This is a genomic window from Longimicrobiaceae bacterium, assembly GCA_035936415.1.
Lineage (GTDB): Bacteria > Gemmatimonadota > Gemmatimonadetes > Longimicrobiales > Longimicrobiaceae > JAFAYN01.
The window spans coordinates 1-10,944 of the sequence record DASYWD010000006.1; the positions used below are offsets into that span (position 1 = coordinate 1).

Annotated in this window: 9 protein-coding genes; all 9 read left to right on the forward strand. The window is 73.8% G+C overall.

The genetic code is table 11. The annotated features are described in order from the left end of the window. The coding region (gene tssH / locus VGR37_00145; protein ID HEV2145803.1) for a type VI secretion system ATPase TssH at nucleotides 1-2,069 on the forward strand (2,069 nt) is incomplete at its 5' end. Further along, entirely contained in the window at nucleotides 2,069-4,138 is a 2,070-nt protein-coding gene (tssI, locus tag VGR37_00150; GenBank protein ID HEV2145804.1) for a type VI secretion system tip protein TssI/VgrG, read from the forward strand. The genes tssH and tssI, both read left to right, overlap by 1 nt. Further along, the gene (locus tag VGR37_00155; GenBank protein HEV2145805.1) at nucleotides 4,138-4,806 is read left to right on the forward strand and encodes a hypothetical protein; all 669 of its coding nucleotides are present in this window, start codon (nucleotides 4,138-4,140) and stop codon (nucleotides 4,804-4,806) included. Before tssI ends, VGR37_00155 begins: the two co-directional genes overlap by 1 nt. 1 nt (nucleotide 4,807) lies before the next feature. Continuing rightward, nucleotides 4,808-5,197 carry a DUF4280 domain-containing protein gene (locus VGR37_00160; protein ID HEV2145806.1) on the forward strand — a complete coding sequence of 130 codons (390 nt, stop codon included), beginning with the start codon at nucleotides 4,808-4,810 and terminating at the stop codon, nucleotides 5,195-5,197. 37 nt (nucleotides 5,198-5,234) lie between these two features. Next, nucleotides 5,235-5,738, forward strand: a complete 504-nt coding sequence (locus VGR37_00165; protein HEV2145807.1) for an SPOR domain-containing protein — start codon at nucleotides 5,235-5,237, stop codon at nucleotides 5,736-5,738. Continuing rightward, on the forward strand, nucleotides 5,735-6,190 hold the full coding sequence (locus tag VGR37_00170; GenBank protein HEV2145808.1) for a hypothetical protein: 456 nt from the start codon (nucleotides 5,735-5,737) through the stop codon (nucleotides 6,188-6,190). Before VGR37_00165 ends, VGR37_00170 begins: the two co-directional genes overlap by 4 nt. A gap of 22 nt (nucleotides 6,191-6,212) precedes the next feature. Next, nucleotides 6,213-7,574 carry a type VI secretion system baseplate subunit TssK gene (gene tssK, locus VGR37_00175; GenBank protein HEV2145809.1) on the forward strand — a complete coding sequence of 454 codons (1,362 nt, stop codon included), beginning with the start codon at nucleotides 6,213-6,215 and terminating at the stop codon, nucleotides 7,572-7,574. Between the two features lies 1 nt (nucleotide 7,575). Beyond that, the gene (locus tag VGR37_00180; GenBank protein ID HEV2145810.1) at nucleotides 7,576-8,352 is read left to right on the forward strand and encodes a DotU family type IV/VI secretion system protein; all 777 of its coding nucleotides are present in this window, start codon (nucleotides 7,576-7,578) and stop codon (nucleotides 8,350-8,352) included. A 7-nt stretch (nucleotides 8,353-8,359) separates the two neighbouring features. After that, on the forward strand, nucleotides 8,360-10,944 hold a 2,585-nt coding region (locus tag VGR37_00185), incomplete at its 3' end, for a type VI secretion system protein (protein HEV2145811.1).

The window sequence follows — 10,944 nt, forward strand, 5'->3', positions numbered from 1 at the left end:
CCCTCGACCTCACCGCCCTGGCCCGCGCCGGGAAAATCGACCCCATCCGCGGGCGCGACGGCGAAATCCGCCAGATCGTGGACGTCCTCATGCGGCGGCGGCAGAACAACCCCATCCTGACCGGCGAGGCCGGCGTGGGGAAGACCGCCGTGGTGGAGGGGTTCGCGCTGCGCGTCGCCGCGGGGAGCGTGCCGCCCCCGCTCCGGGGGGCCGCGGTCCTCGCGCTGGACCTGGGCGCGCTCCAGGCCGGCGCCGGGGTGCGCGGCGAGTTCGAGAACCGGGTCCGCTCCGTGATCGACGAGGTGCGCTCCTCCCCCCGGCCCGTGATCCTCTTCATCGACGAGGCGCACACCCTGATCGGCGCCGGGGGGGCGGAGGGGCAGGGCGACGCCGCCAACCTCCTCAAGCCCGCCCTCGCCCGCGGCGAGCTGCGCACCATCGCGGCCACCACCTGGTCCGAGTACAAGCGCTACGTCGAAAAGGACCCCGCCCTCGCGCGGCGCTTCCAGGTCGTCCGCGTGGACGAGCCCGACGAGGAGAGCGCCGCCGGGATGCTCCGCGGGATCGTCGCGCAGCTGGAGCGGCACCACGGCGTCCGCGTGCTGGACGAGGCGGTGCGCGACGCGGTGCGCCTCTCCCACCGCCACATGCCCGGCCGGCAGCTCCCCGACAAGGCCATCGGCGTGCTCGACACCGCCTGCGCCCGCGTGGCCGTGGCCCAGAACGGCGCCCCGGTGGCGCTGGAGGCGGCCGTCCGGCGGATCGAGGAGGCGGAGCTGGAGCTGGGGATCCTCCGGCGCGAGGCCGCCGCCGGGTGCGACCACGGCGCCCGCCTGGAGCGGCTGGAGGGGGAGCTGGAGCGCGCCCGCGCCGAGCGCGCCACGCTGGAGGACCGCTGGCGCGCCGAGCTGGAGCGCGTGCGCGAGATCGTCCGCCTCCGGGCCGAGGCCGAGTCCGCGCCCGACCCCACCGGGCTCGGGGGGCTGCAGGTGGCCGCGCTGGAGGCGGACCTGGAGGCGCTGCAGGGCGAGGAGCCGCTGGTCCCGTCCTGCGTGGGGTCGCGCGTGGTGGCCTCCGTGATCTCCGGGTGGACCGGGATCCCGCTGGGGAAGATCGTCAAGGACGAGATCCGCACCGTGCTGGGGCTCCGCCACCGCATGGCCGACCGCGTGGTGGGGCAGCCGGAGGCGCTGGACGTCATCGCCCGCCGGATCCGGACCTTCCGCGCCTCGCTCGACGACCCGGGGAAGCCCGTCGGCGTCTTCCTGCTGGTGGGGCCCAGCGGCGTCGGGAAGACCGAGACCGCCCTCACCCTGGCCGACCACCTCTACGGCGGCGAGCGCAACCTCGTCACCGTCAACATGTCCGAGTACCAGGAGGCGCACACCGTCTCCGCCCTCAAGGGCGCGCCTCCCGGCTACGTGGGCTACGGGCGCGGCGGAATCCTCACCGAGGCGGTGCGGCGGCGGCCCTACTCCGTGGTCCTCCTGGACGAGGTGGAGAAGGCCCACCCGGACGTGATGGAGCTCTTCTACCAGGTGTTCGACAAGGGGAAGCTGGAGGACGGCGAGGGGGTCGCCGTGGACTTCAGGAACACGCTGATCCTCCTCACCTCCAACCTCGGCTCCGACGCCATCCTGGACGCCTGCCGGGACGGCCGCCCGGACCCGGAGGCGCTCGTGGAGCGGATCCGCCCCGAGCTGCTGCGCACCTTCCGCCCCGCGCTCCTGGGGCGGATGACCGTGGTCCCGTACTTCCCGCTGGGCGAAGCCGAGATCCGCGAGATCGTGGAGCTGAAGCTGGCCGAGGTGCAGCGCCGCTTCTGGGAGAACCACGGCGCCGAGCTGACCTACGACGACGCCGTGGCGGCGGCGGTCGCCGGGAGCTGCACCGTGGCGGAGAGCGGCGCCCGCACCGTGGACCACATCGTCTCGCACACCGTGCTCCCGGAGCTTTCCGCGCGGGTGCTGGAGCGGATGTCGCGCGGGGAGCCCGTCGCCGCCGTGCACCTGTCGCTGGACCCCGTCGGCGGGTTCGCCTACCACGTCGCCGAGGGGGCGCTCGTCTGATGCCGATCGCGCAGACCGCCCTCCCGCTCACCGTGGCCTCCCCGCTGGGGGAGAACGTCGTGGTCGTCCGCGACTTCCACGGCGAGGAGCGTATCTCCGGGCTGTTCCACTACTCGCTGAGTATGGTGTCGGAGGACGCGGGGCTCGCCTTCGACGACGTGGTGGGACAGGGGATGACGGTGTCGCTGGCGATGGCGGACGGGTCGCAGCGCCACTTCCACGGGATCGTCACCCGCTTCGCGCAGGGCGGCGGCTACCACCGGACCACCGTCTACCACGCCGAGCTGCGCCCCTGGCTCTGGCTCCTGACCCTGACCGCCGACTGCCGGATCTTCCAGAGCCAGACGGTCCCGCAGATCGTGGAGGCGCTCTTCGGCGAGCTGGGGTTCACGGACTACCGCAACGCGCTGACCGGCACCTACGCCGCCCGCGACTACTGCGTGCAGTACCGGGAAACGGCGTTCGCCTTCGTGTCGCGGCTCCTGGAGGAGGAGGGGATCTTCTACTTCTTCGAGCACGCGGAGGGGGCGCACACGCTGGTGCTGGCGGACGACGCCGACGCCCACGCCCCGTGCCCCGGGCTCGCCGCCGCGAAGTTCCGGCAGACCGCCACCCTGGCGGAGATGGAGGACGTGGTCACCCGCTGCACGCTGGAGCGCCAGGTCACCACGGGGAAGGTCGCGCTGGACGACTTCAACTTCGAGACCCCCGCCACCGACCTGGTGGTCACCGTGGAGGGGAGCGCCGGGGAGCTGCGCGTCTACGATTACCCGGGCGGCTTCGCGCAGACCTCCGACGGCGAGCGCATCGCCAAGCTCCGCATCGAGGCGTGCGAGGTGCCCGCGAACACCCTCCGCGGCGACAGCTTCTGCCGCGCCTTCACCGCCGGATACAGCTTCGACCTGGAGGGGCACGAGCGCGAGGACGCCAACACCACCTACGTCCTCCGCTCCGTCTCCGTCTCCGCGAACCAGGAGGTCTACACCAACTCGTTCGAGGCCTTCCCCGCGGACGTCCCCTTCCGCCCGGCGCGCGGCACCCCCAGGCCGACCATCGCCGGGGCGCAGACCGCGGTGGTGGTGGGGAAGAGCGGGGAGGAGATCTGGACCGACTCCTTCGGGCGCGTGAAGGTGCAGTTCCACTGGGACCAGAAGGGGCAGGCCGACGAGAACTCCTCCTGCTGGGTCCGCGTGGCGCAGGGGTGGGCGGGGCAGGGGTGGGGGAGCTTCTTCCTCCCCCGCATCGGCCAGGAGGTGGTGGTCTCCTTCCTGGAGGGCGACCCGGACCGGCCCCTGGTGACCGGGTGCGTCTACAACGCGCAGACGACCGTCCCCTACACCCTCCCCGACCACCAGACCCGGAGCACCCTCAAGGGGAAGTCGTCCAAGGCGGGCGAGGAGTCCAACGAGCTGCGCTTCGAGGACAAGAAGGACTCGGAGGAGGTGTACCTCCGCGCCGCCAAGGACCTGGTCGTCTCCGTGAAGAACGCCCGCACCACGACCGTGGAGGAGGCGGACGACACGCTCACGGTGAGCAAGGGGAAGCGCTCCGTCACGGTGAGCGAGGGCGACGAGGAGCTCCTCGTCTCCAAGGGGAAGCGGACCGTCACCGTCACCGAGGGCGACGAGGCGCACACCGTTACCCAGGGAAAGCGCGACGTAAAGGTGGGGGGCGACGAGACGCACAGGAACGACGCCGCCTTCACCCACGAGACCGGGGGGAACTACACCCTCAAGGTCACCGGCGACCTGGTGATCGAGGCCACCGGGGCCATCACCCTCAAGTCCGGCGGCGCGCTCGCCATCGAGTCCGGCGCCGACCTTTCGCTGGAGGCCGCCACGGCGCTCAAGGCCAAGGCGGGGACGGAGCTGAGCAACGAGGCCGGCACCTCGCTCAAGAACAAGGCCGGGCTGGACCTGACCATCGAGGGGCTGAGCATCAAGGAGAAGGCCTCCACCACCGTCGCGATCGAGGCGGGCGCCACCTTCGAGGTGAAGGGGAGCGCCATGGGCACGCTGGACGGCGGCGGGATGCTCAACGTCAAGGGCGGCCTGGTGAAGATCAACTGATGGACGGGGTCGTCGAGCACACCGTCCGCGACGAGGAGGGGCGCGTTCTCCAGGTCGCCGGGTTGAAGGACGGGAAGCCGGAGGGCGAGACCGTCGTCTACGGCCCCTCCGGCGAGGTCCGCTCCCGCGCCGCCTTCCACGAGGGGAAGCTGCACGGCACGGTGGTCACCTACGACGACTCCGGCGGCGAGCTGCTCCGGGCCGGCTACCGCGGCGGCGAGCGCGACGGCGACTCCGTGGTCCTGGCCGACGGCCGCGTGCAGATGGTGATGCGCTACGCGCGCGGCGTGCTGGAGGGGGAGACGCTGGCGTACCACCCCGGCGGCGAGGTCTCCGCCCGGCTCCCCTACGCGGGCGGGAAGCTGAACGGCGAGGCGGAGTGGTACGACGCCGCGGGGCGGATCCTCCGCCGCACGGCGTACCTGGACGACCGGCCCGAGGGCCCCTCGCGCGAGTTCTTCCCCAGCGGCCGGGTGCGCGAGGCGTCGTTCCACCGCGCCGGGCTCCTGGACGGCGAGGTCGTCACCTACGCCGAGGACGGCGAGGTGGTGGAGACGCGGCGCTTCCGCGAAGGGAAGCCCGTGGACGAGCCGGCGAAGGGCGGCGGCGCGAAGGGGCGCGCCGCGCTCCTCGCCGCGGCGGTGAAGACCCTCAGGGGAGGGAAGTGACGTGGCGCAGCAGGCGTGCATGGGGGGGATGATGACGTGCAGCTTCGGGGTGGCGCCCAGCTCCCTGGTGGTGCTCCCCGCCAACCGGGTGCTGGCCGGCGGCCCCCCGGCCGCCACCATCATGGACCACGCCCCCATCGTCAACGTGCCGCCCTTCGGGATGTGCCAGTCCGTGTCGAACCCCACCGTGGCCGCGGCCACCGCGGCGGCCATGGGGGCGCTCACCCCCATGCCCTGCGTGCCGGTGACCCCCGCGCCCTGGATCGTCGGGGCGCCGACGGTGCTGATCGGGAACATGCCCGCGCTGAACTCCACCTCCAAGCTGATGTGCGCCTGGGGCGGGGTGATCCAGCTCACCTACGCCGGCCAGGCCACGGTGCAGGTCCCGTGAGCCCTCCTCGCCCCTCCCGCCCAGGAGACCGCGCGCGATGAGCCGCTACGCCTTCTCGCTCGACCGTCCGACGCTGGTGAGCACCGTGGCGGGGCTCTGCGCCGTCGGCGCGCTCCTCTTCTTCTCCGGCGTGCTGGTGGGGGTGAGCAGCCAGCTCCCGCCGGAGCTCCCCGCCCCCGCCCGGGACCCCGGCGCCCTTGCCGCGGCCAAGGGTCCGGCCGCCGCCGATGCGGTCCCGGCGGAGAGCGCTCCCCCCGAAGAGGACGGCGTCGGCGGCCCCGGCGACGACGGGGCGCCGTACGCGGTGCAGGTGGGCGACTTCCCGCGCGAGGAGCCCGCGCTGGAGATGCTGGAGCGGCTGGGGCGGCGCGGCTACGAGGGGTACCTGGTGACCGGGTACGACGACGAATGGCGCCTCCGGGTGCAGGTGCGCTTCGGCGCCTACGAGGAGGCCGACGAGGCCCGCCTGGCGGCGGAGGAGACGGAGGCGCGGGAGGGGTGGGAGACGCGCGTCGTCCCGGCCGAGGAGCTGGCCCCGTGAGGCGGCGCGCCTTCCGGGCCCGGGGCCTCCTCCTGGCGCTCTGCGCGGCGGCGCTCGCCGCCGGGGGGTGCCGCTCCGCGGTGAAGACCTCCGGCTACGCCGTGTACGCGGACCCGCGGGCCAACGACGCCAGCCCCGTCCCGGTGGAGCTGGTGGTGGCCTACGACGAGGAGCTGGTCAAGGTCCTCGCCGGGCTCACGGCGCGCGACTGGTACCGCCAGCGCGCCCAGCTCCGGCAGGACAACCCGCGGGGGCTGCAGACCGTCGCCTGGGAGTTCGTCCCCGGGCAGAGCGTCCCGCTGCAGCCGCTCCGCTACCCGCGGAAGCGGGCGAAGGGCGCCTTCCTCTTCGCCGACTACTACACCCCCGGCGACCACCGCGTCCGGGTGGACCCGTTCCGGAGGATCCTCCTCCGGCTGGGAGAGCAGGGCTTCACCGTCGAGCAGACCTGAGCGGCACCGCCGCGCGCACCCCATGACCAACGCCCACAACATCCCGGACGCCATCGAGTGGCACGAGGGGATGCTCCTCGCCCCGCAGCACTTCCAGCTCGCCGCGCAGCGGCAGGAGGAGCTGCTGCACTACCACCTCGCGGCCGCCGCGCCCTTCCACTGGGGCGTCCGCCACCTGGAGTACGACCCGGGCCTCCTGGTGACCGGCACCTTCCGCGTGCTGGAGCTGGAGGCGGTGATGCCGGACGGGCTCCTGGTGAGCTACGCGGGCGACCCGGAGCACACGCTGGAGGCAAGACTCGCCGAGCACGCCGAGGACGCGCGGAACGGTCCGCTCACCGTGCGCCTGGCCGTGCCGGCGCGGCGGCGCCCCAGCGAGCCCTTCGCCGGGAGCCTCCCCCGCTACCGCTCGGTGGCGGGGCGGGAGGTGATGGACGAGAACACCGGGGAGGGGCCGCTGGAGGTCCCCTTCCGGCGCCCCGCTCCGTCCCTGCTGGTGTCCCCCACGGCGCCGGACCGGCGCACGACGCCGCACAGGTACGTGAGCTTCCCCCTCGCCCGGGTGGCCCTGGTGGGTGAGACCTTCGCGCCGGTCCAGGACTTCGTCCCCCCCACGCTGCAGGTGGGCGTCGGGTCGCCGATGGGCGCGCTGGCCGGGGGAGTGGTGAAGCGGGTCCGCGAGAAGGCGGTCTTCCTCTCGGAGAAGGTCCGCGCCGCGACCGCGGTGGGGAAGGGCGGCTCGGTGGCCGAGCTGCAGGGGATGGTGCAGAGCCTCTCCGCCGAGCTCCCCCGCCTGGAGGCCATGCTGGGGGCGGGCGTCTCCCACCCGTACACGCTGTACCTGGCCCTCTGCTCGCTGGCTGGCCGGCTCGCCGCAGTCCGCCCCGCCGAGGTGCCCCCCCTCTTCGCTCCGTACGACCACGACGACCCGCGCGCCTCCTTCGCGCCGGTGGTGGCTTTCTGCACCCGGATGCTGGACGGCGTACAGGAAGCGTTCCGCGCCACCGCCTTCCTCTTCGAGGAGGGGAGCTTCAACCTGGCGCTCCGGCCGGAGTGGAAGGCCCGGACCCTCGTCGTCGGCGTCACCGGGCAGACCGGGATGACGGAGGCCGAGGTGGTCGCCTGGTTCGACGAGGCGCGGATCGGCTCGCGCAGCCGCATGCCCTCCCTCCGCGAGCGGCGCATCCTGGGCGCGGCGCGCAAGCGGATCGACACCTTCGGCGAGCTGGAGCTGATCGGGGGGAAGGGGACGGTGCTCTTCGCCGTGGCCGCGGAGCCGGAGTTCATCGAGCCCGGCGAGATCCTGCAGGTGGCGCACCCCGCCGAGCGCACCGGCCGGGCCCGCCCCCGCGACATCGTCCTGTACAACCGCACCCAGGTCTGAGATGAGCGCCGAGCGCGAAGACTCGTTCCTGCTCCGGTCCTTCCGCGAGTACTACGACGAGGTGGTGCGGCAGAAGCGCGCCGTCCTCGCCGACCCCTGGGGGATCGGCGCGCGGGAGGCGGACGGGACCGCCGCCGAGGACCCGTCCGCCCGGGCGGCGCGGCGGGTGGGCGAGCCGCTCGTCTCCTGCCTGGAGAGCCAGGCGCTGGACGCCGGGAAGCGGGGCGGCGAGTTCGGGGCCTCGCTCTACCGCGAGGCGCAGTACGTCATGGCCGCGCTCGGCGACGAGGTCTTCCTCGGCCTGGAGTGGCAGGGGAAGGGCGCGTGGGAGGACAACCTGCTGGAGACGCGGCTCTTCGGCACCCACACCGCGGGCGAGCAGTTCTTTCGCCGGCTGGACCAGCTCCTCAAGGACCGCGACCCGGTGCACCGCGAGCTGGGCGCCGTGTACCTCATGGCGCTCTGCCTGGGCTTCAAGGGCCGCTTCCGCGGAACGGTCCGCCTGGGCGAGCTGGAGGAGTACCGGCGCCAGCTCTTCTCCTTCGTGTTCCGCCGGCAGCCCTCGCTCCTCAAGGGGGAGCGGAAGCTGTTCCCGCAGGCGTACGCCCACACCGTCGCGGAGGCGCCGCGCGTGGCGCTCCCGCACACCGGCCGCTGGCTGGCCGCGCTCGCCGTCGTGGTGGTCTTCTACCTCGCCGTCTCGCACGGCCTCTGGCGCGACGTGACGCTCCCGCTGCGGTCCGTGAACGACCGCATCGCCCAGCTCGCCGCGCAGTGAGACGCCGATGACCGCCCTCCTCGCACGCCTCGCCGCCATGCTCCCCTGGATCCTGGGGGGGACCGCGGTCCTGATCGTCCTCATCCTGGGGTACGTGGCCGTCCAGCTCCGCCGCGCCCGCGCCGCGGCGGCCCCGCCGCGCGAGGGCGGAGAGGGCGGCGGAGCGATCTCCTCCGTGCTGCACCTGCGGCGCTCCTTCGCGGAGGGGGTGCAGGCGCTCCAGGGGTACGTCCCCGGCAAGGACTACCGCTACCGCATCCCCTGGATCCTGATGCTCGGGCAAACGGAGGCGGGGAAGAGCACCGTGCTCCGCAGCCTGGAGCTGGAGCGCCCCTTCCCGGCCCCGGACGACGCGGAGGCCGGGGAGGCGGGGTGCCGGTGGGCCTTCTTCAACGAGGGCGTGGTGCTGGAGGTCCCGGGCGACTTCTTCCTCCGCGCCGGCGGCGCCCCGGACGAGGTCGCCTGGAAGGCGCTCCTCCGGCTCCTCCAGGAGCACCGCACCGAGCGCCCGATCGATGGCGTCGTGCTCGCCATCCCCTGCACCGACCTGCTGGGCCCCGGCGCGCCCGGGAAGGAGGAGCTCGCCGCCCGGGCGGAGGCCGTGTTCGGGCGGCTGTGGGAGGCGCAGAAGGTCCTGGGGATGCGGCTCCCGGTCACGGTGCTGGTCACCAAGTGCGACGCGGTCCCCGGCTTCCGCAGCCTCTGCGAGCGGCTCCCCGAGGCGTCCCGCCACGAGGTGTTCGGCTGGTCGTCCCCGTACGCGGTGGAGGCCGCCTTCGCGCCCGAGTGGGTGGACGAGGCCTTCGACGCGCTCCACGAGGGACTGTACGAGACGCAGGTGGAGCTGCTCTCGCAGCCGGACGCCGGAGACCCGGACGCGCTCTTCCGCTTCCCCGGCGAGCTGCGCCGCATGCACCTCCCGCTGCGCGCCTACCTCCGGGAGGTCTTCCAGCGCACCGTCTACCACGAGTCGTTCTTCTTCCGCGGCATCTACTTCACGGGCGACGAGCACGCCGACGCGCCGGACGCCGCCACGCCCGCGGCGGAGGCGGGCGCCGGGAGGCCGAAGCGGCACCCCGTCTTCCTGCAGCAGCTCTTCCGGGACAAGGTCTTCCCCGAGGGCGGGCTGGCGCGCCCCCTCCCCCAGGCGCTCGTGTCCCGCAACCGCCGGGTGCGGGTGGCGCAGGCGGCGATCCTCGCCATCGGCATCCTGGGCGGCGTCGGCCTGTGGTACTCGCACGGCCGGCTGACGAAGCAGTCCGCCCTGCTGGTCGTGGCGCTCCGCGACATCGAGGGCGACCTGCACCAGGTGAACCGGCTGCGGGCGGAGAGCGGGCGCGACCGCTGGGCGCAGGTGGACGTGTTCGGGCTGGTGCGGGACATGGCCGCGGTGCGCACGACCCGCCTCTGGTCCACGCTGATGCCCACCTCCTGGCCGGGAGGGATCCGCTCCGAGATCCAGGGCTCCATGGCCGCGGGGTTCAGCGAGGTGGTGCTCCCCGCCGCGCGCGACGCGCTCCTCCAGAAGGCGGACTCGCTCCTCCCGCGCGGCGAGGGCGGCGCGGCCCCCACCGGGTACGTGGGGCGGGCCACCGGGACGCGCGACGTGTACCGCTACGTGGCCGACCTCCGCCGCCTCAACGACAACGTCCGCCGCTACAACGCCCTGGCCCACCGCGACTCCGCCGACGTGGGGAAGCTGGGCCGGCTACTCGAGTACGCCTTCGGGCGCGAGGTGCCGGACCTCTCCGCCCGGCACGCCCACTTCTACTACCGGGCCCTCCGCTCCGCCAGCGCCCCCCGGATCACCTCCGAGGAGGGCGTGCGGACCCGGATCGCCGCCGACCTGGCGGACACCCTGGTACGCCGCACCTACGACGACCTGGGGAGGAGGCTGGACCGCCTGGGCGAGCACTCGCGCGCCCTGAACGGGGTGCGCTTCGCCTCCAGCACCAGCCTGGACCGGTTCCGCACCCTGAACCAGGACATCAACGACGTCCAGGGCTTCTTCGCCGAGTCCGAGACGTTCTGGCTGGACGCCGCGGCGCCGCTGGACCCGGCGCTCGCCGCGCTGCTGGACTCCATCGGCAGCACCCCGCTCCTGGACGGCCCCGCCTTCCGCGACGATTTCACGCGTCGCTTCCGCAACGCCCGCCTGGAGAAGCTGCGGCAGATGCGCGCCGGGGTCGAGTCGTACGGGGGCGGGGCGGCCGGCCTCTACACCGGCCTCGGCACCGGGGGCGGCGTCCCCGACGACCCCCGCGGCGACCCCCGCGGGGCGCTGGTGCTCCGCGAAGCGCTCCGCGAGCTCCAGAAGCAGAGCTTCTCGGGGGCGGAGAGCGCCGTCTCGCTCCGCGCCTCGCCCCAGCCGGGGATGGGCGTCACCTGGGACCCCGCCTACCTCGACCGGGCGCTCGTCTTCCACGCCGACTACGAGCGCTTCCTGGAGGGGGCCCTCCGCGACCTCCCCGTGGCGTCGCAGGGTTTCGTCCGCGGGCTGGCGACGGTGCAGCTGGAGGCGAAGATGACCCGCACCATCCAGCAGGGGGTCCGCCACCTCCCCGTCGGGCAGACGTTCGGGCAGCGCAACGC